Annotated in this window: 24 protein-coding genes and 1 pseudogene; 16 read left to right on the top strand and 9 right to left on the bottom strand. The window is 45.9% G+C overall.

What is annotated here, in order from left to right; translation table 11 throughout:
• Positions 1–31: 31 nt before the first annotated feature.
• On the bottom strand, positions 32–484 hold the full coding sequence (locus tag J2W69_RS15495; protein ID WP_310280153.1) for a hypothetical protein: 453 nt from the start codon (positions 482–484) through the stop codon (positions 32–34).
• A 158-nt stretch (positions 485–642) separates the two neighbouring features.
• Here J2W69_RS15495 and J2W69_RS15490 point away from each other — a divergent pair, with 158 nt between their 5' ends.
• Together J2W69_RS15490 and J2W69_RS15485 are read left to right on the top strand one after the other, a co-directional pair.
• Positions 643–1,002 carry a DUF3703 domain-containing protein gene (locus J2W69_RS15490; protein ID WP_310280151.1) on the top strand — a complete coding sequence of 120 codons (360 nt, stop codon included), beginning with the start codon at positions 643–645 and terminating at the stop codon, positions 1,000–1,002.
• A 67-nt stretch (positions 1,003–1,069) separates the two neighbouring features.
• A complete protein-coding gene (locus J2W69_RS15485) occupies positions 1,070–2,644 on the top strand; it encodes an ATP-binding protein (RefSeq protein WP_310280149.1) in 1,575 nt (524 codons plus the stop codon).
• A 48-nt stretch (positions 2,645–2,692) separates the two neighbouring features.
• Here J2W69_RS15485 and J2W69_RS15480 read toward each other — a convergent pair whose 3' ends face one another.
• Positions 2,693–3,031 carry a DUF4144 family protein gene (locus J2W69_RS15480; protein WP_310280147.1) on the bottom strand — a complete coding sequence of 113 codons (339 nt, stop codon included), beginning with the start codon at positions 3,029–3,031 and terminating at the stop codon, positions 2,693–2,695.
• 235 nt (positions 3,032–3,266) lie between these two features.
• Between J2W69_RS15480 and nhaR the strand changes: the two genes are divergently transcribed.
• The gene (gene nhaR / locus J2W69_RS15475; RefSeq protein WP_310280145.1) at positions 3,267–4,178 is read left to right on the top strand and encodes a transcriptional activator NhaR; all 912 of its coding nucleotides are present in this window, start codon (positions 3,267–3,269) and stop codon (positions 4,176–4,178) included.
• Here the strand turns inward: nhaR and J2W69_RS15470 are convergent.
• Positions 4,175–5,389: a methyl-accepting chemotaxis protein gene (locus J2W69_RS15470; protein WP_310280143.1), complete on the bottom strand. Its 1,215-nt coding sequence runs from the start codon at positions 5,387–5,389 to the stop codon at positions 4,175–4,177. The genes nhaR and J2W69_RS15470 overlap by 4 nt on opposite strands.
• A gap of 175 nt (positions 5,390–5,564) precedes the next feature.
• On the opposite strand from J2W69_RS15470, the gene J2W69_RS15465 reads away from it, so the two are divergent.
• The 4 genes from J2W69_RS15465 (at position 5,565) to J2W69_RS15450 (ending at position 7,704) form a co-directional block, all read left to right on the top strand.
• Positions 5,565–5,795 (top strand): ParD-like family protein, encoded by a 231-nt coding sequence (locus tag J2W69_RS15465; RefSeq protein WP_310280141.1) that lies wholly within the window; start codon positions 5,565–5,567, stop codon positions 5,793–5,795.
• Positions 5,764–6,558, top strand: coding sequence for a type I methionyl aminopeptidase (map, locus tag J2W69_RS15460; RefSeq protein WP_310280139.1), 795 nt, complete (start codon positions 5,764–5,766; stop codon positions 6,556–6,558). The genes J2W69_RS15465 and map overlap by 32 nt, the downstream gene beginning before the upstream one ends.
• Complete coding sequence (locus tag J2W69_RS15455) at positions 6,555–7,376, top strand: SDR family oxidoreductase (RefSeq protein ID WP_310280138.1); 822 nt, start codon at positions 6,555–6,557, stop codon at positions 7,374–7,376. Before map ends, J2W69_RS15455 begins: the two co-directional genes overlap by 4 nt.
• A gap of 127 nt (positions 7,377–7,503) precedes the next feature.
• Positions 7,504–7,704: a hypothetical protein gene (locus J2W69_RS15450; protein WP_310280136.1), complete on the top strand. Its 201-nt coding sequence runs from the start codon at positions 7,504–7,506 to the stop codon at positions 7,702–7,704.
• A 101-nt stretch (positions 7,705–7,805) separates the two neighbouring features.
• Here J2W69_RS15450 and J2W69_RS15445 read toward each other — a convergent pair whose 3' ends face one another.
• The 3 genes from J2W69_RS15445 to ppnP all read right to left on the bottom strand — a co-directional run bounded on the left by J2W69_RS15445 (position 7,806) and on the right by ppnP (position 11,272).
• The gene (locus J2W69_RS15445) at positions 7,806–8,876 is read right to left on the bottom strand and encodes a calcium/sodium antiporter (RefSeq protein WP_310280134.1); all 1,071 of its coding nucleotides are present in this window, start codon (positions 8,874–8,876) and stop codon (positions 7,806–7,808) included.
• Between the two features lie 264 nt (positions 8,877–9,140).
• The gene (locus J2W69_RS15440) at positions 9,141–10,952 is read right to left on the bottom strand and encodes an ABCB family ABC transporter ATP-binding protein/permease (protein ID WP_310280132.1); all 1,812 of its coding nucleotides are present in this window, start codon (positions 10,950–10,952) and stop codon (positions 9,141–9,143) included.
• A 38-nt stretch (positions 10,953–10,990) separates the two neighbouring features.
• Positions 10,991–11,272, bottom strand: coding sequence for a pyrimidine/purine nucleoside phosphorylase (gene ppnP / locus J2W69_RS15435; protein ID WP_310280130.1), 282 nt, complete (start codon positions 11,270–11,272; stop codon positions 10,991–10,993).
• 213 nt (positions 11,273–11,485) lie between these two features.
• On the opposite strand from ppnP, the gene J2W69_RS15430 reads away from it, so the two are divergent.
• The 4 genes from J2W69_RS15430 to J2W69_RS15415 all read left to right on the top strand — a co-directional run bounded on the left by J2W69_RS15430 (position 11,486) and on the right by J2W69_RS15415 (position 16,835).
• The gene (locus J2W69_RS15430; RefSeq protein WP_310280128.1) at positions 11,486–12,181 is read left to right on the top strand and encodes a TorF family putative porin; all 696 of its coding nucleotides are present in this window, start codon (positions 11,486–11,488) and stop codon (positions 12,179–12,181) included.
• 9 nt (positions 12,182–12,190) lie between these two features.
• Positions 12,191–14,305, top strand: a complete 2,115-nt coding sequence (locus J2W69_RS15425) for a methyl-accepting chemotaxis protein (protein ID WP_310280126.1) — start codon at positions 12,191–12,193, stop codon at positions 14,303–14,305.
• Between the two features lie 8 nt (positions 14,306–14,313).
• A complete protein-coding gene (locus tag J2W69_RS15420) occupies positions 14,314–15,045 on the top strand; it encodes a substrate-binding periplasmic protein (RefSeq protein WP_310280124.1) in 732 nt (243 codons plus the stop codon).
• Positions 15,046–15,197: 152 nt separating this feature from the next.
• Entirely contained in the window at positions 15,198–16,835 is a 1,638-nt protein-coding gene (locus tag J2W69_RS15415) for a methyl-accepting chemotaxis protein (protein ID WP_310280123.1), read from the top strand.
• Positions 16,836–16,890: 55 nt separating this feature from the next.
• On the opposite strand, the gene J2W69_RS15410 is transcribed toward J2W69_RS15415, so the two are convergent.
• The gene (locus tag J2W69_RS15410; RefSeq protein ID WP_310280121.1) at positions 16,891–17,205 is read right to left on the bottom strand and encodes a helix-turn-helix domain-containing protein; all 315 of its coding nucleotides are present in this window, start codon (positions 17,203–17,205) and stop codon (positions 16,891–16,893) included.
• A gap of 191 nt (positions 17,206–17,396) precedes the next feature.
• On the opposite strand from J2W69_RS15410, the pseudogene J2W69_RS20705 reads away from it, so the two are divergent.
• Together J2W69_RS20705 and J2W69_RS15405 are read left to right on the top strand one after the other, a co-directional pair.
• Positions 17,397–17,621, top strand: a pseudogene (locus J2W69_RS20705) (DUF6429 family protein).
• A gap of 290 nt (positions 17,622–17,911) precedes the next feature.
• Positions 17,912–18,649: an abortive infection system antitoxin AbiGi family protein gene (locus tag J2W69_RS15405; RefSeq protein WP_310280119.1), complete on the top strand. Its 738-nt coding sequence runs from the start codon at positions 17,912–17,914 to the stop codon at positions 18,647–18,649.
• Positions 18,650–18,736: 87 nt separating this feature from the next.
• On the opposite strand, the gene J2W69_RS15400 is transcribed toward J2W69_RS15405, so the two are convergent.
• Positions 18,737–20,668 carry an alpha-amylase family glycosyl hydrolase gene (locus J2W69_RS15400; RefSeq protein WP_310280117.1) on the bottom strand — a complete coding sequence of 644 codons (1,932 nt, stop codon included), beginning with the start codon at positions 20,666–20,668 and terminating at the stop codon, positions 18,737–18,739.
• Between the two features lie 90 nt (positions 20,669–20,758).
• Positions 20,759–21,025, bottom strand: coding sequence for a DUF3081 family protein (locus tag J2W69_RS15395; protein ID WP_310280115.1), 267 nt, complete (start codon positions 21,023–21,025; stop codon positions 20,759–20,761).
• A gap of 80 nt (positions 21,026–21,105) precedes the next feature.
• On the opposite strand from J2W69_RS15395, the gene J2W69_RS15390 reads away from it, so the two are divergent.
• The 3 genes from J2W69_RS15390 (at position 21,106) to J2W69_RS15380 (ending at position 25,229) form a co-directional block, all read left to right on the top strand.
• Entirely contained in the window at positions 21,106–21,705 is a 600-nt protein-coding gene (locus J2W69_RS15390; RefSeq protein WP_310280114.1) for a hypothetical protein, read from the top strand.
• 133 nt (positions 21,706–21,838) lie between these two features.
• On the top strand, positions 21,839–23,542 hold the full coding sequence (locus J2W69_RS15385; RefSeq protein WP_310280112.1) for a M28 family metallopeptidase: 1,704 nt from the start codon (positions 21,839–21,841) through the stop codon (positions 23,540–23,542).
• Between the two features lie 61 nt (positions 23,543–23,603).
• The gene (locus tag J2W69_RS15380) at positions 23,604–25,229 is read left to right on the top strand and encodes a M28 family metallopeptidase (protein ID WP_310280111.1); all 1,626 of its coding nucleotides are present in this window, start codon (positions 23,604–23,606) and stop codon (positions 25,227–25,229) included.
• The last annotated feature ends 158 nt before the right edge of the window (positions 25,230–25,387 follow it).

The raw sequence follows: 25,387 nt of genomic DNA, 5'->3' as shown, positions 1-25,387 counted from the left end.
AAACGGGCTTTTGATGGTGCAGGGATGCTGATCAGCTGTATAAACGGGGAGGTCGTTCCAGGCCAGAGGCCGTCAGAGGGAAAACTAAAGGGGTAAAACTAAGGATACGTTCGTTTTGTGCAGGTTCAGCCATAAAGTCCGATGGGTTGATCATCAAGACCGCAGCGGCACAACTGACGGCACAACCTGAACAGGATAATTGATGGGTATCCATCATCATCTGGTGATCCATAAGCTGAGGCTCATCCATGACGTGTTGGTCTGAGCCATCCGGCATACTGTTGTGTTCAACTGCAGCAGAGTGATGGCCATGATGCTCCACTATGCTGTGATCTGTATCTGAGGATTGCGAATGACTGGCAGGGTGTTCTGAATGATCAGGGCCACAACACAACATAGCAGCAGCTGCCACTCCTTTAAACAGGAGTAAGCTGATAAGCAGGAGTAAACTCACCCAGGATACGCGACCCCGATTTCTGTTCATGCTGTTTTGCTTGCCAGAGTTGCCCGATAGAATAATGCCGTCACCCTAATACAACAAGCCCGAAAATTCAAGCCAAAGCGGCTCAGCACAAAGCCTTGACTGGGTAACAAAGGCAGGTCATTGTAAAGATTCTTTAGTCCTACCTGAGATTTTTATTCATGTTTTCAGCTACAGAACAGGCCTACAGCCTTGAGATAAAACAAGCGCAGCAGGCGCGTCGCCAGCAGTTGTGGCCACAAGCCTGGTCTCATTTAGAGCGGGCGCATATTCTGGGGCAACAGAATTTCGTATTGCATCTGCAAAGCCACTGGCTGATGCTGAAACTGGCGGCCGATCAAACAAACTGGCCTGAAATTCGGGGCCAGTTACTTCGTCTGTTGCTCACTCCTCTTGGTCATTTAACCGGACGTTTGCCTTTGGGAAATCCGGGTTCCAGTCGTTATCCAGTGCTGCAACCTGTGCCTGTCCCTGAGGATCTCAAACTTCTGTTATCAGGTACAAAAGATCCCCTGCAGTAAGCTGTCGTTCTTTATTTTGTGGTATGTTTTCTGACATCCCTTTTGTTGCCCGCTAAGGAGTGCACGCATGCAGGTTGCCGCAGTTCCCCAAAATGAACAAAACAGATTAAAGGCTTTGCTTAAATTACAGATCCTTGATACTGAACCTGATGCGACTTTTGATGCTGTGACTTCGTTAGCCGCCACTTTGTTTCAGGTGCCCATAGCACTGGTGTCTTTGATTGATGAGCAGCGCCAGTGGTTTAAAAGTAAACAAGGACTGGATGTCTGTCAGACCGATCGTAAACTGGCTTTTTGCGCCCATGCTATTTTACAGCCCGATATTTTTATCGTCGAAGATGCGTCACAAGACGAACGTTTTGCCGACAATCCTTTAGTTTGTACTATCCCAAATATTCGCTTTTATGCAGGTTGCCCGCTGATCAATGAGCAGGGCTATGCCTTGGGGACTTTGTGTATTATTTCTCCAGAGCCACGGCAAATGACGGAGCAGGACAAAGTTGTATTGCGCCAACTGGCCGCTCTGGTGATGGAGAGGTTAAACGAACATAAACAAAAGCTGCACACCGAACACAAATTGCAGTTGTTGGATTTGTTGCTGGATTCTATCCCTGACGCTTTGGTGGCCTGCGACAGCGAAGGCCAACTGGAACAATTTAATAAGGTGGCACGCGACTGGCACGGTGTGGATGTGCGCCAATGTGACTCAGAATTGTGGAGCCATTATTACGACTTATATGAAGAAGATGGGCAGACTGTATTATCAGTTGATCGAATTCCTTTGCTCAGAGCTTTTCACGGCGAACCTATGGTAAGACAAGAGATTTGTATTAAGGCCAAAGGCCAGGCTCCACGTTGGGCGCGTTGCCAGGGAGAGCAACTGAAAAGCCGCTCAGGCCAGCTATTAGGGGCTTTAGTGCTGATGCAGGATATCAGTGAGCAAAAACGCTTGGAGCAGATGAAAACGGATTTTATCTCCACTGTCAGCCATGAGTTGCGTACACCTATTACCGCCATTAGCGGTGCTTTGGATCTGGTGATCCATCAGGTATTGGGTGCTGTGCCTGAAAAAGCGCTGGCTATGCTGAAAGTAGCCAGTCAAAACAGTAAAAGATTGCAGTTGCTGGTGAATGATTTACTGGATATGGAAAAACTCAGTGCAGGGAAAATGGATTTTTATCTGCAGCCTTGTGATTTAGCGCAGGAATGTCAGCAAGCAATCACTCAAAACCAGCCATACGCCGACAGGTTTGCAGTGCAATTGTCTTTACTGAACAACGAACCCTTGATGATGCAACTGGACAGTCACAGACTGCAGCAAGTGCTCAGTAACTTGTTGTCCAATGCTATTAAGTATTCAAAAAGTGGTGCTGAGGTTTTTCTGAGTTATTACTTGCTGGAGAACAAAATCCGCATTCAGGTGGAAGACAAAGGCGAGGGGATCCCGTTGCATTTTCAGGAAAAAATATTCCAGCGTTTTGCCCAGGCTGATGGCTCTGATACCAAAGCCCGTTCAGGTACAGGCCTTGGTCTTGCGATCAGCAGAGCCATTATTGAATCCATGGGCGGTACTATTGATTTCAGTTCTGTACCAGGGCAAGGCTCAGTGTTCTATTGCGATTTTCCTGTCTGCTCTGAGTAAAATCCTCTATCCGGGTCTGGTGCTGGCAGAACATCACAGTATTAAATTCTATGCTTCGTCAGCATCAGCCAAAAGGCCAAACAAGGCTGGGATGGAAGGGGCCTGAATTTTTACCACACAGCTCTGAGCTAAAGCAAAAAAATGTGCATGCACCAGAGCTGTTAATTCCGACAACTCAAACTGCTGAAATAATGAAGGTAAAGCATAACTATCCTGGTTCACCTGATCCAGCAGATAAGCTTGTCCTGTTGCATCAATCAGCAGATCTTCTGGTGTTAAATATGGCTGTTGTAACTGATACTGCTGCCCGAAACTGCTGGAGTCGGCCAGATAAATCAGTTCATCCTGACCTGTGAACTTAAAAATGGCAGGGTATTGGATCATCATCACAACTCTTTAGCGCTTTTGTGTCATTGTATCTGCAAAGTAGCTGAAGTATGAAAGATCACTGCATAAAAAAGCCCCCTGCAAGCAAGGGGCAAAAGGCGCGGATGGCCTATGGGTTACACTGTTACTGTGAAATTCAGCAGGAACTATCACAACGAATCCAGTTATACGCCCTTTACTTTGTAAGTAAAACTCGAATATAACTGCTGATATGTTCGTTAAAAATTGCGTATAAATGACTCCTGTTAATTACAACCAACTCTATTATTTTTATCTGGTGGCTGAACACGGCAGTATTGCCAGAGTCAGCGAGTTGTTGCATATCACACCCCAAACTATCAGTGGCCAAATCAGCGCCTTTGAGCATGGTATAGGTACAGCCTTGTTTTCCCGTCAGGGCAAACGGCTGATCCCCACTGAACTGGGGGTGGTGGTGCAGCGTTATGCCGCTGATATCTTTCAGTTGGGAGATGAGCTGAAAGCTGTTCTGACCCGTCAGCACAGCAGCTGGCAGAGTTTTAGTGTGGGTATTACCGATGTACTGCCAAAAGCTTTTGTCTATGAAATGCTTAAACCTGTTCTGCAGCTGCCTATTAAGCTGATTTGCCGCGAAGGTGAGCAGGCCGGGCTTTTATCGGAGCTTGCTATTAATAAACTGGATATGGTGCTGTCCGATCAGCCCATCCAGCCTGGCAGTCATGTTAAAGCTTACAGCCATCTTGTCACTGAATCTCCTATGGCTGTGTATGCCTGCGAGGCCTTAGCAGAACAGCTCAGTGCAGACTTCCCCCGGTCTTTGCACGATCAGCCTTTTTTGTTGCAAGGTAAAAAATCCATTATTCGCCAGCAGTTGATGGGCTGGTTTAATGAAGTAGAGGTGCAGCCTGATGTAGTGGCTGAATTTGATGACAGTGCCTTAATGCAGGCTTTTGCTCAGCAGGGGCTTGGCGCTTTTGCCGCGCCTTTATTGCTGGAAGCTCAGTTATTAACTAACTATAGGTTATTGAAGGTCGGGGTGATCCACAGGGTGACAGAACGTTTTTATGCCATATCACCTGAACGTAAACTCACTCACCCGGCCGTGCTGCAGCTGGTCAAAGCGCTGCAACAGGATGGCCAGACGAATGGTGAGAAAACAAGTCGTTAAGCTGCAGAAAATGGCTGCAACTGTTGTTGAGTTCGCTTAGTGCCAGACAACAACTGTTCTGTAGCCTGATCAATAGCGGCCATTTGCTGATAGGCCAGATTGGTACCTTGTTCAATCTCGGTCAGGTGATGGTGATTTTGCTCTGAGCTGTGTGCCAGTTGCTGCACATGCTGCTGAATATGGTTCAGCTGTTGCTGGGCATTTTTCAGTTGTTGCTCCAACTGGCTGAAATCACCGCTGGTTTGCTGAATTTGTTGTTGAGCTTCGCCAGCCTGCTGTTGCAATTGCTCCGACTCATTTTTAGTGTCCCGTACCAACACATCCATTTCATTCAGAAAACCTGAGATCTGGCCTGTGGCGCTGTTTACCTTGGCGGCCAAAGTACGGACTTCATCAGCCACTACCGCAAAACCACGGCCAGCTTCACCGGCCCGCGCTGCTTCAATGGCCGCATTCAGTGCCAGCAGGTTGGTTTGATCGGAAAAGTTTTCCACCATTAACAAAATTTGCCGCACGTTTTCAGCGTTTTTCTGCAAACCTGTCACTGTGCCGCCAAAGTTAGCCAACAGCTGCTCAATTTTATGCAGTTGGGTGGTCAGTTGGTTCAATTGTGTGCTGGCCGTTTTGGCGTTGTGGACAGTGCTGCTGGCCACTTCTATCACTTGATCGTTGCTTTGTACTATTTCTGCCAGACGTTGCAATGACTGATCACTTTGAGAACGGATCTGCTGGCTGCTTTGTTCTGCACCCTGCAATTGTTGTCTGGTGCTGTGCACTGCTTCTGCCACTTGCTGGTTGACATGAAAGTTACTGGACGCTTGCTGATGAATATCCCGCAGCATGGTGGATAATTGATCAACAAATAAATTGTATTGCTCAGACAAAGTGCGGAATTCGTCAAAAGTAAAAGCGGGTAAACGGGTTTTTAAATCGCTGCCGGCCTGATTCGCCTGTTGCAGTGCATGCACTAAAGCTTTGACTGGTCGAACTATTAAGTAGACCAGATAACCTATGGTAAAAATAAAAGCAGCAGTGCCTAGTAGTAGGATCCACCACCAGCTTTGTCCGGCACTACCTTGATCCGGATAAGCTGCAAACATGGCCAGCCAGAAAATCAGCGTCAAGAAGCCAATATTGCCCACAATTTTTAATGTCAGGCTGTAAAAAAACTGCCGTTCGACCGCACTGTAAATATCGTTAAATAAGCTCATGTCCTGACTCTCAGTCTAAGTTCCAAACCCAATTGCTGATGTTGAACTATAACCCACTGTTACAGAGGCTTTATTGTTCTGTGTCATACCATAACCAGTTTTTTAACTTTTTTTAAGTGCATCAGGCAGATTGTTTTTATACAATGAATATACGAAACGTATATAAAGTATATCTATGGGCATAGTGAAAATATCGGACGATCTGCATGAAGACTTACGCGAAGCCAGCAGAGTGATGGCCCGATCCATCAATGCGCAGGCTGAATTCTGGATCAGAGTGGGTATGCTTGCTGAATTGCACCCGCAACTGAGCTACCAGCAGTTGTGCCGTAAATTACTGAAAAATAAATCTTCTACTTTGCAGGACTTACTGAATGAACTCGATCCATCTGAAAACCCCGGCTGAACTGGATATACAACACAAAGCCGGGCAGCTGTTGGCGCAGGTATTTCTGATGCTCGATGAGCTGGTCAAACCCGGCCTCAGCACTATGCAAATTAATGATGCAGTCGAAGCTTTTATCCGTGGTCCGCTCGGGTCAAGGCCAGCCAGTAAAGGCCAGTATGATTACCAGTATGTGCTGAACAGCTCGATCAATGAGGTGGTTTGTCATGGCATGCCCAAACAGACGGACATTCTCAAAGAGGGCGATATTGTCAATCTGGATATTACGCTGGAAAAAGATGGCTTTATTGCCGATTCCAGCAAAATGTATTGTATTGGCAAGGTGAGTCCTTTGGCTCAGAAACTGGTGGATGTGACTTATCAGGCGTTGTGGCAGGGTATTTATCAGGTGAAACCCGGCGCTCGTTTAGGAGATATAGCTGCAGCTGTGCAGCAATGCGCTGAACGGCATGGTTATTCGGTGGTACGGGAATACTGTGGTCATGGCATAGGCCGTGAAATGCACGAAGAACCGCAAATTTTGCATTATGGCAAACCAGGCACAGGACTGACGTTAAAACCCGGCATGGTATTTACCATAGAGCCTATGATCAATCAGGGCGACAGAAGGGTGAAACAAAAATCTGATGGCTGGACAGTGGTCACCAAAGATAAAAAATTATCTGCACAGTGGGAACATACCATAGCGGTGACAGAAACTGGTTTTTCTGTACTGACCTTAAGACCTGAAGAGCAACATTTGTTACAGCGGGTTTCTGTATGACTAAAACTATATTCATTACAGGTTGCTCCAGCGGCATAGGTAAAGCTCTGGCTGTGGAGGCTAAACGGCAAGGCTATCGGGTCTTTGCCACAGCGCGAAAAGAAGCAGATTTGGCAACTTTACAGCAGCTTGGATTCGAGACTATTGCACTTGAAATGACTGATCCGGATTCAGTGCAACAAGCCGTAGCACAGCTGCAACAACAAGCTGGTCAGCTCGATATTCTGGTGAACAACGCTGGTTTTGGTGCTATAGGGCCTGTGCTGGATGCCGGGGTCGAAGCTTTACGTCAGCAATTTGAAGTTAATGTATTTGCCGTGATGGATTTAACTCAGGCTTGTTTGCCTTTGCTGCTGCAAAGCAAAGGGCTGGTGGTCAATATTGGCAGTGTGTCTGGTGTATTAACTACACCTTTTGCCGGAGTCTATTGTGCTTCCAAAGCTGCTTTGCATACTTTGTCTGATGCACTTCGAATGGAGCTTGCCCCTTTGGGGGTCAGAGTATTGACAGTGCAACCCGGCGCTATTGATACAGGTTTTGCCAGCAGAGCAACACTCGAAGCAGAGCAGCTGTTAAAACCAGACTCCTTCTGGTGGCCAATGCGGGAAGGTGTGATGTTGCGTGCCAATGCCAGTCAAAATCAGCCGACGTCGGCAGAACATTTTGCCAAAAGCTTAATGAAACAACTGAATAAAACCTATTGCAGCGGTGTAGTGGGTATAGGTCATGGTGCTGTGACTTTGCCTTTATTGGCGCGTTTAATGCCACAAAAGTGGCTGGATAAACTGCTGAGCCGAAAATTTAAGCTCTCCAGATAATCTTTGAACGGGATCAAAGGCTTAGGCTTTATTCGAAAAATTGTGCAAATTTTCGTCGAAAATCGCTTGCCTGCTGGCGGATATTTCACCACTATGACAGTCGCTTTTTCTTCAGGGAGTGACTGCCATGACATCCAACTTTATGCGTACTGTGCATTTAAAAACTGCACAACAATTCAAAGAGCAAGGCCATGATTTGCAGTATGTGGTAAAGCATTTTCACAAAGTGGGCATACCGGAAGATGAAATACCGGAACTGTTGCCTCTGCTGGGTTTTGGACTTACTGCCGACCCTTTAGCTTTACGCAATAAAAGCCATAAAGACTGATATGAAATTATAACGGCGGGTTTTGCTTCTGGCTTTGCTGCTATAAACCAAAACAGGCCCGGGTGGGCCTGTTTTTCAGTTTGTTGCAACAGTAGATATAACTAATGTGCTGGTCTGTTTTTTATCCTGTCGTGAATAAAAGAAGCGACGACATAGAACACCACCACTGGCAGCAGTCCATACAAAATACCTTGTTGTAAGTCTGGCAGATAATCTTCTTTTAATGCCATAGCCACCAGATACCAGGTGTAGGCGATATAAAGCAGCATAAATAACAAACCTTCTATACGGTTCAGCGATGAGCCGATAAAAAACAGTGGTAAACACAATACTGCTACACCCACCATCACCGGAATATCAACCATGGCCATTTGTTCGCCTGCCAGCAGCGGGATAGGGGAGACCACGCCTGCAATTCCTAATACACAAAGGATATTAAAAATGTTACTGCCCACCACGTTGCCTACGGCTATATCACGTTCGCCCCTTAAGGTAGCAACCACAGAGGTCACCACTTCTGGTAGAGAAGTACCTGCTGCAATAATAGTCAGGCCAATAACAGCTTCGTTTACCCCTAAAGCGCGGGCAATTTCCACTGCGCTGTCGACTAAAAAACGTGAACCTAAAACCAGCAATACTAAGCCACCTAACAATAACAACAGGTTTTGCCAGGCCGGAACTTTGGCTTTGAGCATTTCTTCTACTTCTTCGTCTGCTGTGTCCACTCCCTGAGCTTTGCCCTGACGGAACAAAAACCAGGTATAGCTGACTAAACCCAAAGCCAGAATAGCCGCTTCGACCCGTGTAATAGCACCATCAAAGGTCATCCACATCGCAAGCACAGAAACAAACACCATAATAGGCACGTCCTGACGGATCAGCTGACGTGAAATCACTAAAGGTGAAATCATGGCTGCTGCGCCTAAAATAAACAGCACATTAAAGATATTGCTGCCCACTGCATTAGCTATAGCCAGTTCAGCTTGTCCTGAATACGCAGCTTTAACGCTTACAGCCAATTCTGGCGCACTGGTACCAAATGCTACAACTGTTAAACCAATGACCAGAGCCGGAATACCAAAAGATCCAGCCAAACGCGCAGCTCCTTTGACCAGCAAATCTGCGCCAACGACCAATAACACCAGGCCGACCACCAACAAAAACCAGGTCATGCTGTACTCCATCTGATTATTTCAACTGGGCGCTAATTTAGAGGAAAAACAAAGCAGTTGGAAGAGCGAAGCCGGATTAAAGCCTTGCCAATAGTTTGGCAAGGCCCGACTGAGCACCAATGGCTCTGTCCATTGGTCAGACTGAAGTCCGGATTAAAGCCTTGCCAATAGTTTTCCGATAAGTTTTTGCCTGATCAAACAGGTTCAGCTCTTTACCCGGTCTTTACTTTATTTAATCTATCTTCATTTTCGCTTGAACGTGCTTTACTCCGTTTTGGGTTTTGCCTCTTGTTGCTTGGCCCACAACTGTGCATAGAGCCCTTGCTGAGCCAGCAATTGCTGATGAGTGCCAGCTTCCGCCACTTCGCCTTGTTGCAGTACTAAAATGTTGTCTGCATCAGTCACAGTAGACAAACGATGAGCTATGACCACAGAGGTATGGTGTTTTGCCAGTTCACGCAAAGCTTTTAAGATAGCTGCTTCCGAATGAGAATCCAGCGCCGAGGTGGCTTCATCAAAAATCAGAATTGGTGAGCCTTTTAACAGCACCCTGGCTATGGCAATACGTTGTTTTTCACCGCCTGATACTTTTAAACCCCGTTCACCGACCAGAGTTTGATCGCCTTGAGGTAAGCTCTGAATAAAGCTTTCCAGATGAGCCAGTTGGATCACTTGATCCACTTCGGCTTCGCTGGCATCAGGTTTACCGTAGCGAATGTTTTCTCTGATGCTGGTATTAAACAGCACTGTGTCCTGCGGCACTATCGCAATACTTTGGCGTAACGAGCTTTGAGTGACATCACGGATATCCTGGCCATCAATACAAATGCTGCCGTTTTGGATATCGTAAAAGCGGTATAAAAGCCGGGCTATGGTGCTTTTTCCTGCACCAGATGCGCCAACAATAGCCAGTTTTTGGCTGGGTTCGACCACAAAACTTAAGCCGTTCAGAATAGAGCGGCCTGGCTGATAACCAAAATGGACCTGATTAAATTCAATACGGCCTTGCTGTAATTGCAGCTCTGGTGCATCAGTTTTGTCTTTAATTTGCGCTTCTTTTTTCAACAGCCCCAGCATATTTTCCAGATCGGTTAAGGAGCGGCGGATTTCACGGTAAACAAAACCTAAAAAATTCAAAGGAATAAACAGTTGCAACATATAGGCATTCACCATCGCCAAATCGCCCAGCGTCAGCTCTTTATCCAATACACCCTGTGCTGCCATCCACATCATCAGGGTAATAGCGACGGCAATAATCAGCGCCTGACCTGAGTTCAGGGCTAACAGCGACATACGGTTTTTGAGTTTTGCCTGTTCCCAGTTGGCTAAAAACTGATCATAAGTACGTTCTTCATAAGCTTCGTTATTGAAGTATTTGACGGTTTCATAGTTCAGCAGGCTGTCGACTGCTCTGCTATTGGTGGCTGAGTCGGCCTGATTGGCTTCGCGGATATATTTATTGCGCCATTCGGTGACATAAAAAGTAAAAGCTACATACAAAGCGACAGCGACAAAAGTTAAAACGGCGTACCAGTACGAAAACAGCAGCGCAAAAATCACTGCGACCAGCAGTATTTCCAGCAGGGTAGGCACTATATTAAACATTAAAAACCGCATCAGAAAACTGATGCCGTTGGTGCCTCTTTCTATATCGCGGCTTATGCCACCGGTTTGACGGTCTAAATGAAAACTCAGTTCCAACTGATGCAGATGATTAAATACCCGCAAACCTACTTTACGCATTGCATGTTCAGTGACCCGACTGAATAAGGCATCCCGCACTTCACCAAAAAAAACTGCGCCAAAACGTAAGAAACCGTAAAAGAAAAGAAACGCCAGTGGCAAAGTTAACACTGAGTTTAAGCTGGGATCTAAATCGTCGATGATAAGTTTGAGTGCATAAGGCAAATACAAAGTGGCAGCTTTAGCGGCCAACAGCGCAGCCACAGCTAACAACACCCGGCTTTTAAAGGCCCAGATATAGGGCCACATATACAGTACTGTTTGCTTTAGATTAAGAGCTTCAGTTTGTTTAGCCGCATCTGCTCTTTTGGCTGCTGTTCCCATACCACGCATAATTCAGTTTTCCTGAAAAGGCGTGCCGGATGCACACCTTATTGATAAGTGCAAAGATAAGCTGTGTCAGTGTCCACTTTGAGTTGAAACTTAGCCTGGGCCGGCACTTCAAACACTGCGCCGCGCGCGAAGGTTTGCCACTCTGTCTGGCCTGGCAATAATACGGTTAAAGCGCCGCTAATCACAGTTAAAACTTCATGCTGACTGGTACCAAATTCGTAGTCACCCGGTGCCATCACACCTACAGTGGCTGGCAATGTTTCACCCTGAAAAGCGATGGATGTCACCTTACCGTCAAAATAACTATTTACTTTAAACATCTGATTTATACTCCTGAAAAATGAAAGGACCAGTTAACCCGATTTCAGTATTGAAATAAAGAGATTTCTGGGTGTTTAGAAGTCTATATGTGAATTAGGGAAATTGAACAGGACTCGGGCTTTTTTTACAAAGCCTTGCTATACCTTAAAGGCTAGAACCATGAATTCTGTCTAAGTGATTGAATTTAATTCTTAATCAGCATTGGAGTTTTTATGCGGATCTCAAAAAAAATCGGTTTCCCCGCTTTGTTTATGCTGGTACTTAGCCCTGCAGCTCTGGCGAACTTAAGCTCAACAGTAACTCTTACCTCCAACTATTTATTTAACGGCATTACCTTAACCGAAGATGATCCTGCCTTGCAGCCAAGCCTCGACTGGGTATCTGATTCTGGCTGGTATGTCGGGAGCTGGGGCTCTAACGTCAGCTTTGTCGAAAATACCGATCTGGAAGTGGATTTTTATGCTGGTTATTACACTGAGCTTGGTGGCAACTGGGCGTTAGACCTTGGGGTGGCGCATTACACTTATTATGGCAGCAGCGAAAGCAGTGCTTTTGATTATCCTGAGGCGTACATCAAAGTGTCTTATGACAACACCACACTAAGCTACTGGTATGCCAGTGATTACTTTGGTGCTGGTGGCGGGCATTATATTGTGATGCTGACTCATAATATGCAGTTGACGGACAATCTGACGCTGATCCTGTCAGGGGACCGTTCGACGTCAACAGACACAGACAAATTTTTGCGCGATACAGACGGCACTTATCACCATTGGCGGGTCGCTCTCGCTGGTGAATGGTTAGGGGCAAGATGGACTGCCGCTTTTGATGACACAGATTTGGCGCTGGACGATTTAGGCGAACCCACTTTTTCGCTGTCAGTGGCAAAAACCTTTAATTGGCTTTAGGTGAAGATGATGCAGTTGAATTCCTTACGTTTTAAACTCACTTTTGGCGTCGCACTTTTATTGGCTATCAGTATTGGCAGTATGGCCTTTATTGGCTGGTATTCGATGACCAGCAGCAATGATTCTGCTGTCACCCGACTGACTCAGTCGGTTCGCACCTTGGCCGAGCAAATTCTGACCGAAGCTGCACAGCGCACAGCGCTTGAAACAAGTAACGTACTGGATCGCAATTTTGATACGGCGAAAAACTTTGCTGCAGTGTTATCCGGCTCAGCTTCAGGCAGCGGTCAAACACCTTATAGTCGTGATCAGGTAAAAGCGATGGCGGGTCATATTTTGGGCAGTAACCCTGGTATCTCGTCTTTGTATGGTCAGTTTGAACCTAATGGCTATGATGGTGCCGACAGCCAGTATTCCATCGCGAATGATCACAGTTCTAAAACCGGTTCTATGGAGATTTATTGGATCCGTGAGCAAAATCAACTGAAGTTTGTACAAACACCAGATCCAGAGGTGAAGTACAAAGATACAAAAAACGAGTATGGCGTACGTGAAGCCGAATGGTATTTATGCAGCAAGGACAGCAAAAAAGCTTGTCTGATGGAGCCTTATTTATGGGAAATTGCGCCTGGCAATCAGGTGCTGCTGACCTCACTGGTGTATCCGGTGGTGACTCAGGACCAGTTCAGAGGGGTGTCAGGGGTAGATTTAAACCTGCCTGTGTTGCAAACCCTATTACAGGCTCAGGCTGATTTGCTTTATGGTGGCAAAGCTGAACTTTATCTGATTAGTAAATATGGGCTTGTGGTTGCCAGTAACAAGTATCCCGCTCAATTGGGCCAGTCGATTAAAGTGCTGGATGCGGATTTAGCTGCACATTTACAACAGCAACAAGCGGACGTCAGCTTGTACAAAGATTCCATGCTGGTAACACAGCCCATCAAACTCGACAGTACAGAGTCGGGCTGGAAAGTTGTGGTCGCAGTGCCTGAAGCCACGGCTTTGGCTATGGCGATTCAGCTGGCCGATCAGCTGAATGCAGACTCAGCCCAAACCACTCAAAGCATGATTGGTTTAGGTCTGGTGTTATTGTTAGCTTTTGTGGTGTTAATGGCTTTGGGTTTAAAAAGCGCCACAGCGCCCATTTTACATATGAGTGTGCTGATGAAAGAGCTGGCAGGCTCTGAAGGCGATCTGACCCGGCAATTAAAGCAAAGTCAGCATCAGGAACTCAATGATATGGCGGATGGTTTTAACCTGTTCACCGCCAAATTACGATCGATGATCAATAACTTAAAAGAGTCTTCTAAACTGATGCAGTACCAGTCGGAGCAGATGGTACAAACCACAGATCAAACCAATAGCTCTGTCAGTATTCAGGCCAGTGAAATTCAAAACGTGGCTTCAGCTATGCATCAAATGTCAGCCACTGCACATGAAGTTGCTAATCTGGCGGGCAGCACTGCACAGGGGGCACAGGAATCACTGGCAGCCTTAACGGACGCTAATCATTTGTTTCAGAATACGGTGGAAGCTTTTAAAACTGTGTCTGTTGAATTTAGCCACACCAGTCAGGGTGTGAATGAAGTCGCACAAAGCAGCCAAAAAATTAATGGCATTATTGATGTGATCCAGGCCATAGCCGAACAAACTAATTTGTTGGCACTGAATGCAGCTATTGAAGCAGCGCGGGCTGGTGAACAGGGCCGTGGTTTTGCTGTGGTGGCCGATGAAGTGCGGTCACTGGCAGCCCGTACTCATAGTTCAACAGATGAAATTAAAAATCTGATCCATGGGTTGCAACAACAAGTTGCTGCGGCGGTACAACAAATTCATACCAATACCGACAAAGTCACCAGTACTTTGCAGGAAGCCGAAAGCTCTTATGAAAAGCTCTCTTTGGCCACTGCTGGTATTTCCAGCATAGCGGATAATGCTTTCCAGGTGGCTTCAGCTGCGGAGGAGCAAAATCAGGTCAGTGAAGAAATTAACCGCAACATTACAGCCATAGATGATGCCACTAAAGCTTTGCATCAACTGGCTAAACAAAACCTGTTGATCAGCAAAGAAATTGATAGTATTACCGGAGCCATGGACTCTCAACTGGCGCAATTGCGCTGCTGAGGAACATAGTGAAGAACTACCTGGGCTGGCTTTGTCTGTTGCCTCTGTGGGGTCAGGCTGCAGAAGCTGTCAGGCTGGCCAGTTTAGACTGGCCGCCTTACACTGGCTCTCAACTTGAACAGCAGGGTGAAACCACAGTGCTGCTCAGGCAAGTATTCGCCTCTATGCAACTGGACGTACAGACCGAGTTTTTGCCCTGGTCCAGGGCCATAAGGACCAGTGAAAAAACCGACGGCTTGTATGCAGGTTATTTCCCCGAATATCAAACCTATAACCCAAAATTTATTTTGTCGGATAGTCTTGGCAGCAGCGAGCTGGGTTTTGTCGAAGCCACAGCTCAGCCTCTGGGCCAGCTGAGTTTTACTGTTTTGCCTCAATACCAGTTGGGTGTAGTGCAGGACTATATCAATCTGGCTAAAGTGGACCAGATGATAGCCACAGGGCAACTCAAACCACAGGTGGCGATATCTGACAGGCTCAATGTTCTGAAAGTAGCCTTGGGCCGGCTGGATCTGGCGGTCATAGACCGCAGGGTTTTGCTCTATTTGCTGGAGCACGATACTGAGGTAAAACGCTTAGCGTCAGGCAAAGTGCAATTTAACAGCAGCTTAACTGAACTGAAAACTTTACATCTGGCTTTGCGGCGAGAACCAGCGAATCAGCAACTGATAGAAAAATTTAATCAACACTTACAAAAAGTTAAATCTGGATCTGCTGCAATATCACCGCCTTCTGATTAAGTTTTGTTAATTTGTTACAAAGGTTAATCAGCTCTTGCGCTAATACAAACAACTTCTAGACTTGAACCAACTATGGAATTTTCCTTGCGGCTCGCCCGGGTTTCGCCTGTGCCATAGGGTCATCATTCGCCTGAACGGAATCGGAGTCTGTTATGAAAACAAAATTTGGTTTAGCCGCTCGTCTGTCATTCTCTTTTGCCATCCCTTTATTCCTGATGCTGTTGTTAGCAGCTACAGGCTTGCTTGCAATGAACAGCATGAATCAGGGATTGAAGACTGTCTATCTGGACAGGGTAGTACCTCTGAAAGGCTTAAAAAATATCGCGGATTTATATGCGGTTTCGGTGATCGATGCAGTGAATAAGGCCCATTCAGGCTTATTAACCTCAGAGCAGGCGCTGGTTCAGGTGCACACAGCACAACAGCAGATCAATGTTGAGTGGGCAAGTTATATAGCTACAACTCTGACGGCAGAAGAGCAACAGCTTGCTAACCAGGCCTCAGCTTTGTTTAAAGATGCGGATGCTGATATCAAGCAATTGGTGCTGTTTTTACAGCAACAAAGCGGGGATATCAGTGGAACTTTGCAGGATTTTAATGGCCCTTTGTATCGCAGTATCGACCCTATCAGCGAAAAAATTACCGAACTGGTGAACTTGCAGTTGCAGGTGGCGGAAACTGAATTTTTGGCCTCTGAAAAGTTGTATAGCAAGGAAGTCTGGTTGATCAGTATTTTAACTTTGGTGGCTGTGTTGGCGGCTATCACAGCCGCCAGTTGGATAGTGCGTCATACCCTTGGGCATTTAGGTGGAGAACCTGAATATGCGGCCATGATAGTGCGTAAAGTGGCGGCCGGAGAGCTGGATATTCAAATTGAATTAAAGCAGCAGGACAACTCCAGTTTATTGCATCACTTGCGCGCTATGGTGGCGCAGTTATCCGGCATAGTGGGGGAGTTAAAACTGGCGTCCGGCGCTTTGGGTCAGGCTGCTGACGAGTTGGCTGTCAGCAGTGAAAAAACCACAGATCAGTTGATTTTGCAGCACCAGGAAATAGAAATGGTGTCTACCGCTATGAATGAAATGAGTACTTCAGTGGCCGATGTTGCGCAAAATGCAGTGAACGCAGCACAAAAAACCAATGAAACTGAAACTAATCTGAAATTAAGTGACGAGGTGATGGCAAAAACTATTGCCGCCATTGAGGCTCTATCCAAAGACGTCAGCCAGACCACTAGCGTGATAGAGCTGTTATCAGCTCAAAGCGCCGAAATAGGCCAGGTTGTGGAAGTGATACGGGGTGTGGCAGAACAAACGAATTTGCTGGCACTGAATGCTGCCATAGAAGCAGCTCGGGCCGGTGAGCAAGGCCGTGGTTTTGCGGTAGTGGCAGATGAAGTTCGTACTTTGGCCAGCCGTACTCAGGACTCCACTCAAATGATCCAGGCCATGATCAGTCGCCTGCACGAAGGAGTGCAAGCTACTGTCAGTGCCATGGCTGGCAGCCAGAAACAAGCAGGTCATACAGTAGACTTTGCAGCAGGTGCTTTGGAGTCCTTCGGTAAAATCAAAGGTTTTGTGAATCTCTTAAATCAAATGAATGAGCAAATTGCCAGTGCAGCCGAACAACAAAGCATAGTGGCAGAAGACATTAACCGTAATGTAATGCAAATTAAAGGTGCAACAGAGCTGACCGCCAGCGCCGCCGATCAGGTCGCCCGTTCCAGTGTAGAACTAAAGCAGATTGCCAGCAGGCTGGCAGGCCATGTGAATTACTTTCGTTTAGCCTGAAAGTGAAAGCATCATTGTTTGGTTGAACGCTAAAGTGTCCGTACCACAGGGCGCTTTAGTTTTTCAGCAATTCATCCAGCTCTGTGCGCTGGCGTGGCAGCAAAGCTATCTCCAGCCCCATTAACTTAAAGTAACACCTCAGGCTATCCAGTCGTGGATTGCCTGTATCATTTTCAATATCGCTGACCACCTGACGGCTTAATCCCAGCAAGCTGCATACTTCAGTTTGTGACATCTGTAAGCCTTGAGTACGAATGGCTTTCCCCACTTGGCCTAAACTGATATGCCCTGCCAGCATGTCTTTGATCAATTGGTTTTTAAGCTCAAATCTGTCTTTATAAGGCTGAGTTTTAGGTGCTGTATTTGTCATGGTAATAGTCCCCAAGGGTTTAGCTGCATAAAAGCGAGCTGAATGGCTTTTGTCTATTATATTAGTCACAAAGTAGATATTTTGTTGTTTTTTGTCTGATATATCAGACAGTGGTATTAGGCCAGCTGGTTTGTGCAAGCCGGCCGAAGTGCGGCTAAACTCCTTTTCAGCACACCAAAGTGGAGAAGACCATGGATATTGATGAAGATAAAATAGACGAAGCTGCCCTGGCTTTGCTTTATCTGACCTTGCATGAACAGCGCCGGGCATGGAAACAACTGGATTGGGATGTGACAAACCGGCTTTATTAAAAGGGGGTTATCCTCGACCCGATAAGCAAAACAAAATCAGTGGTCTTTACGGATGAAGGGTTGAAAAAGTCAGAAGAGCTTTTTAAAACACTGTTTTGTAAGTAGACATCAGCACAGAGATAGCCTTTTGAGGCTTTGGTGTTATTGTTAAACATCTTTTGGGCCAAGAAACAAGACTGGATCTGAGAGTTGCAATCTGCTCTGGCACTCGAAAGAGCAGATGCGACTGATGCTGCATGTAGTAAAAGCTTTTGTATGTTTAGGTCGCTCACTTATTGGCTTTACTGCGCTTTATTGGGCGTTGTATTTTGGGGACTTAGTGATAGCATTTTTGTTAGACACATTGCGACAGCTGACCTTTCAGTCCGGACATTTTCTATTGAACGAGAAATCCAATGAAGCCAAAGTCTCAAACACTATTTCATTTCACCAAAAATTTAGAGCTCGTTAAAAAAATACTTACAGAAGGTTTTTGGCCAAGGTATTGTTTAGAGGACCTAACCTGGTATATGCAAAGTAATTTTTACACAGCATTTCCTATGGTTTGTTTCTGTGACATTCCGCTATCTAGGATCAAAGACCATGTGGATTTTTACGGCTCATATGGCATAGGCGTCACTAAAGAATGGGCGCTTCTGAGCCGTTTGAATCCTGTTTCTTATTTATCTAACACAAGTAACTATGGCTTCTCGGTCACTAACATGTACAAGAATTTTGATCATACTGCTAAAACAGTTTACTACGAAAAGTTTGGAGCTGATCTGAACGTGATTTTATCGCACTTTAAGCCATTGAACGGAACTATGAATATCGGTGGAAATTTCATCAGTAAAGATTTTTATCAAGAGAATGAATGGCGTTACGTCCCTTACAGTGAAGACATACAACAATGGTTAAGCAAAGAGATTTTTTTTGATGTCTCCCAATTAGAGGTTTATAACCTAAAGATAAAAGACAGGTTTTCTCTCAAACTTACCCCGAAAGATATTAGGTATATTTTTGTTAAGCAAGATGCTGATATCCCTGAAATTATTAACTTTATTCAGAGCAATTTAGACAATTATTCAAATGCTGAATTGAAAATTCTGATGTCAAGAGTTACGTCGTTGCAAAGTATCACTGATGATCTTTAATTTCTAAGAAGAATGCGCAAATCTCAAAACAAAAAGGCGTAAAAACGCCTTTTTGTTTTGCTACAAAAACCAATCAAATCAACCCAATCAAAACTTCAATACCACAGACTCCAGCGGCGCTAAGTCGATTTGCACTGAAGCTGTATCACCTGTCACTTTCAAAGACGCTTTACGTTCAGACAACATATCTTTTAATTCAACATCGCCACCGCTCAGCTGCCATTGTTGCAATAAATCTGCAGGCAGTGTGAGTGCAAAACTGGTGGCTGTAGAAGCAAAGTTGCTGGCCACTATCACTTTGGTTGTATCGTTAAAACGGGTGAAAGCATAGGTTTTATCGGTGTAACCTTGTGTGGTTTTGTTGACCGTATGCAGCTCTTGGTAAGCACCGTTAAATACTGCTTCTGTGGCTGATAAGGTCATTAACTTCACGTAAAACTCACGCAGTTGTTTTTGTTCTTCAGTCAGTTTGCCACCATCAAATTTGCCGTCGTTTAACCAGTTTTGATGAGCGGGCACGCCAGCGTAATCAAAAATAGTAGTACGGCTTGGGTCGCCAAAACCTGAATCCAAAGTGCCTGATTCACCGACTTCCTGACCAAAATACAACATAGTTGGCGAGCTGCTGATTAAAGCTGACACCACCATAGCGGGTTTGGCTTTATTAGCGTCACCTGCAAATTCAGGGGCGGCAATACGCTGCTCGTCGTGGTTTTCTAAAAAGTGCAGCATATGGTGTTCAATATCTGCCATACCTTGTTGTACGCTGGCGATAGCATCAGTGCTGCCTGTGCCTTGCATCACTAATTTCAGGCTGTCGTACATTTCCACTTTGTCGTACAGATAATCCATTTTGCCTAAACGAATGTAGTCACGGTACAAGGCCGGGTTATAGACTTCAGCTAATAAAAAGGCATTGGGGTTCTTTGTTTTAATGCTGGAGTTTAAAAAGCTCCAGAATTCCACCGGCACCATTTCGGCCATATCAAAACGGAAACCGTCTACGCCTTTATCCAGCCAGTAGAAGGTGATATCACGGAATTTCAGCCAGGAGTTGGGTACGTCTTTGCCTTGCCAGAAGGCAGCGTGTTGCTGTACAGATTTAGTGGCGTAGTCGGCAGGCAGGCTATCAAAGTCGTAACTGCCGTCTGGTTTGACGCCGTAGTTTACTTTTACGGTTTCGTACCAATCGTTAAAATCCGGCTGAGCTAAACGAGAGCCGTTGCCTGTCCATTTCGCCGGGGTTTCTTCAAATTTACCGTCAGACAGTGGATGCGCTTCGCCACCCAAAGGTTGATAACCATTTTGTGGTTTTGGCACCTGAAAAGGCTGACCGACCACGTAATAGAAGTTGTTATCGCGTTTGTATTCCACACTGGTGTCGTCATTGGCACCAAAATCTTCAATACCTTCAGGTTTATGCAGTGATTGATAATGACGTGCCACATGGTTGGGCACTATATCAATAATGACTTTTAACCCTTGTGCATGAGTGCGGTTGATCAGGGCCTGAAATTCTTCCAGTCGTTTAGCCGGATCTACTGCTAAATCCGGGTTTACGCTGTAATAGTCTTTGACTGCATAAGGAGAACCAGCGCGGCCTTTCACCACATCAGGGTCATCGTGGCTGATGCCATAAGCGCTGTAATCGCGGATCACGGCATGGTGCAAAATGCCTGTATACCAGACATAGCTTGCGCCCAGTTCTTTAATGCCTTTCAGCGCAGCCTCATTGATATCGTTAAATTTGCCGACACCGTTTTGTTCAATAGTGCCCCAGGGCTGATTTGTGTTGTTGCTATTGCCAAATAAGCGGGTGAATAGCTGATACACCACAACCTTGCCTGTTTGAGCTTCGGCTTGTGCCGGGGCTGGTTTTTCTGCCGCTTTTTTAACTTCTGTAGCTGGTTTCTGGTTTTGCACTGGCGCTTTACCGCAGGAGCCTAATAAAGCGATCGCCAGAGCGCTGAGCAGCCAGGCTTTTTTGCGGCTGGGTTTGGAATAAATAGAAAATTGCATCTTCGTCTGTATCCATGTCGTTTTTCCTTATGCTAACACAGGCAATTGGCACTGAACTCAGGCTGCATACGTTTGCAGTTGTGGTCAGACTTATTTAGCATCTATACGTTTTAAACGCTGGATAAACTGCTCTATATGCTCTTCATCTTTTGCATCTATATGATATTTTTGATGAAAACCTAAAGTGACAGTCACCTGATCAGCCATAAAATATAAGTCGTAACCATCAAAGCCGCTGGCAACAGTCATACCGTCCAGCTCAAAACCTTTGCCAAAAGGCGTGTCCACTGGCTCGCCCTGTTGTTCTGTTTTGCTGAATACTTTCATCAGCAACTTTGCGTCTATTAAGTTTTGCATCACTTTTCCTGTTGTTGTTGCGCTTTGCGTTTTTGCCTTTAATAAAGGTATAGTGCTGTGACTAAAAAAGGAGTCCACTGATGTACATAACTAAAAAAACATTACTTATCAACACCTTTACCTTAGCTGCTTGCCTTACGTCTTTATCTGTTGCTGCGGCACCAAGTCCGGCACAGCTGCAGTTTTTTGATCAGTTAAAATCGCTTTGTGGTAAAGCTTTTGCCGGTAAAACCACGCTGGATAATCAGCCAAGTGCAGCTTTTAGCGGCGGTATGGTGATGCATGTGCGCGACTGCAGCGACACACAAATTCAGGTGCCTTTTGTGGTGGGTGAAAACCGTTCACGCACCTGGATTATTACTAAAACAGCTGATGGTCTTCAGTTGCAGCATCAGCATAAACATGAAGATGGCAGCGATGACATCTCTACTATGTACGGTGGCCACACTGCGACTCCTGGCTGGACTGAAGCTCAGAGTTTCCCTGCTGATGATTATTCAAAAAATCTGTTTATCAAAACTAAAATGCCACAGTCTATCGGCAATACCTGGCATATGTATTTATACCCAAACGAAAGTTTTAGCTACAGGTTAACCCGCGAAGGCCGTGAATTTCGTGTGGATTTTGATTTAACTAAAGCCGTTGCTTTACCAAAAGCAAACTGGGGCGCGGCTAAATAAGCTGAACGAGCGCCATTTCTCCTTTAACGGGGCAAAAGCTGCGACCACTGATCTGGTGCGTTGCAGCTGTCTTGGTTAGTATCGAAGAGTCCGTTTATATAGATAAACAAAACAATAATAATCCGGGAGTGTTATGAAACCACCATTTTGGTTTTCAGCCACAACGCTGACCATGATGGCCGCTTTAACCTTAACAGCTTGTTCTAAACCAGCTGAACCAGAGCAAAGCGCGACCACAGCAGCAGTTGAACCAACCAAAGCCGCCAGTGCTTTGATGGGGACTGAGTTTAACTCAGCGTACAAAGACTACTTAAAAACTCTGGCTTCTGATGAATTTCAGGGCCGTATGCCTGCCACGCCAGGCGAAGAAAAAACCATAAACTATATCTCTCAACAATTTAAACGCATTGGTTTAAAGGGCATTAATGGCGATAGCTACCTGCAACCTGTGTCTTTAGTGCGTATTGATCCTAAAGAAGTGTCTGGCATGCAACTGTCGGGCGACAAGCTGACTACAGAGCTGAAATACAAAGAACAAATGATGGCCTGGACCACGCAAGTGACGGAACAGGTTGAAGTCAAAGACAGTGAACTGGTGTTTGTCGGTTACGGCATAGTAGCACCAGAATACGACTGGAACGACTATGAAGGCCTGGATGTCAAAGGTAAAACCGTAGTGATGTTTGTTAACGATCCGGGTTTTGCCACCAAAGATCCAAATCTGTTTAGTGGCAATGCCATGACGTATTACGGTCGCTGGACTTATAAGTTTGAAGAAGCCGCCCGTCAGGGGGCTGCTATGGCGCTGGTTATCCATGAAACTGAACCTGCTTCTTATGGCTGGCAGGTTGTAGCAGGTGGTTCACCTACGAAGTTTGATCTGATCAATGCCAATAAAAATATGGACAGATCCAAAGTAGAAGGCTGGCTGACCACTGAATCGGCTCAGCAGCTTTTTGCTGCTATGGGCACTGATATTGACACTATGCGTCAAAAAGCGCTGAGTAAAGACTTTGCAGCTGTGCCTATGGGAGTGAAAGCTTCGGTTTCAGTGAAAAATAATATCAGTGAACTAACGTCCAACAATGTAATGGGTTATATCGAAGGTTCAGAAAAGCCAGACGAAGTGGTGCTTTATATGGCGCACTGGGATCACTTAGGAATGGATTTCTCCAATCCAAAAGACAAAGTTTTTAATGGTGCTCAGGACAACGCCAGTGGTACGGCCGCCATCATGGCCTTAGCTGAACATTTTGCGAAAGCGCCTAAACCAAAACGTTCAGTGGCTTTCCTGGCTGTTACGGCTGAAGAGCGTGGTTTATTAGGTTCTGCCTGGTATGCACAAAACCCTGTGTTCCCGCTGAACAAAACAGTCGCAGGCATCAATATGGACGTGATGAACGTCTATGGTCCGATGAAAGATATGGTGGTGGTTGGCTATAACAACTCAGAGCTGGAAAGCATTCTGACCAAATACACTGAACAGCAAGGCCGTTATGTGGCACCTGAGCCAAGTCCTGAGCATGGTTCTTTCTACCGCTCAGACCACTTCAATCTGGCCAAAGTAGGCGTGCCTATGCTGTACGCTAAAGGTGGCATCGACAGTTTTGAACATGGCAAAGAGTGGGGCGCTGCTCAGAAGAAAGAATACAATGTCTGTTGTTACCACAAAGCCGCTGACGAATTTGACGACAGCTGGGATTTACGCGGTGTGCAGCAGGATATGAATGTGTTCTATCAGGTAGGTAACGAGCTGGCGAACTCTGAACAGTGGCCAAACTGGTTCGAAGGCCGTGAGTTCCGAGCTATACGGGATGTTTCTCTGGCAGAGAAGTAAGGTGAATAAAAGATCATAAGGCAGAGCATCGACTCTGCCTTATTTTTTTAAAAGGAAAGCTATGAATAAGTTAATAAGTACCCTGGCTTTGGGGCTGGTTTTTACCGCCAGTGCCACTGAGCCTGAACTACTGCAAACCGACTTTAACCCGAACTTTTCCGGCTATTTTGAGAAAATAGCGTCGGATGAAATGCAAGGCCGCGCTCCTGCCACTGAAGGTGAAAAGCGCACAGTGGCTTACCTTGAAACTGAATTTAAGCGTATGGGTTTAACGCCTTATAAAAACGGCAGTTACCGTCAGGCTGTGCCTGTGGTGCAAATTGATCCTGTTGCTGTATCTGGCATGACTTTAACAGGGGATAAAACCGCAGCTACTCTGGGTTATAAAACCGATATGATGGCCTGGTCAACCCGTATGCTGCCTGAAATAAAGCTGGAGAACAGCGAGATGGTGTTTGCCGGTTATGGCATAGTGGCGCCTGAATACAACTGGAACGATTACAAAGATTTGGATGTAAAAGGCAAAACAGTAGTAGTGCTGGTGAATGACCCGGGTTTTGCCACTCAGGATGCCAAACTTTTTACCGGTAATGCCATGACCTATTATGGCCGCTGGACTTACAAATACGAAGAAGCGGCCCGTCAGGGCGCTGCTATGGTGCTGATAGTGCACGAAACTGACGCCGCCAGTTACGGCTGGAACGTTGTGGCAGGCACCAGTCCTATCCGTTTTGAACTGGCCAATGCCAATAAAAATATGCACAAAGCCGAAGTGGAAGGCTGGTTATCGCTGGACGCCGCCGAGCGCTTATTTGCCGCCAATGGCAGCAGCTTAAAACAGATGAAAGCTAAAGCCTTAAAGCCTGACTTTAAAGCTATACCACTGCATGCCAAAGCCAGTATCAGTATCAAAAACAACCTGCGTGAAATTGATTCCAATAATGTCATAGGTTTTATTCCTGGCAGTAAAAAGCCGGATGAAGCTGTCATTTATATGGCGCACTGGGACCATTTTGGTCTGGACTTCAGCCGCAGCGACGACAAAATTTTTAACGGCGCACAAGATAACGCCGGTGGTGTGGCTGCCTTATTAGCGCTGGCTGAGAAGTTTAAGCAAGGCCCGGCGCCAGAACGTTCTATCGCTTTTCTTGCGGTCACGGTGGAAGAGCGTGGTTTATTGGGCTCTGCCTGGTATGCAGAACATCCGTTGTTTCCGATGAATAAAACAGTGGCCGGTATCAATATGGATATTATGAATGTCTATGGCCCTATGCGGGATGTGATGGTGTTTGGTTACGGCAGCTCAGAGCTGGAACCCATACTGGATAAATACGCTAAAAAGCAAAACCGTTATATAGCGCCTGAACCTACACCACAGGATGGTTTTTATTACCGCTCAGATCACTTTAATCTGGCGAAAAAAGGTGTGCCTATGTTGTACGCCCGTGGTGGCATCGACAGCGTAGCCCATGGTAAAGACTGGGGCTTACAGCAACGTAAAAACTATGTCACGGATTACTACCATAAAGTGAATGACGAGTTCGATCCCAAATGGGATTTACGCGGCTCGCAGCAGGATTTATTTCTGTTTTATCAGGTCGGCTTAGAAGTAGCGAACAGCCACAACTGGCCCAACTGGTTACCTGGTAAAGAATTTAAAGCAATCAGGGATAAATCGTTGCAGTAGTGATTTGCATCAACCCAAAACAGAACCGGCCTTAGTGCCGGTTTTTTGTTAAGACTAACTAACTAACCTGAGATCGGTTTAACGAGCCATGACTGTAATCGCATTAAACTCCGCGTTTGTGATATTCAGTTGTGGCTTGGCATCCTTCAATTGATAGG

It is taken from the genome of Rheinheimera soli (assembly GCF_031457405.1).
Lineage (GTDB): Bacteria > Pseudomonadota > Gammaproteobacteria > Enterobacterales > Alteromonadaceae > Pararheinheimera > Pararheinheimera soli_A.
This window is presented reverse-complemented; position numbering and strand designations above follow the sequence as displayed.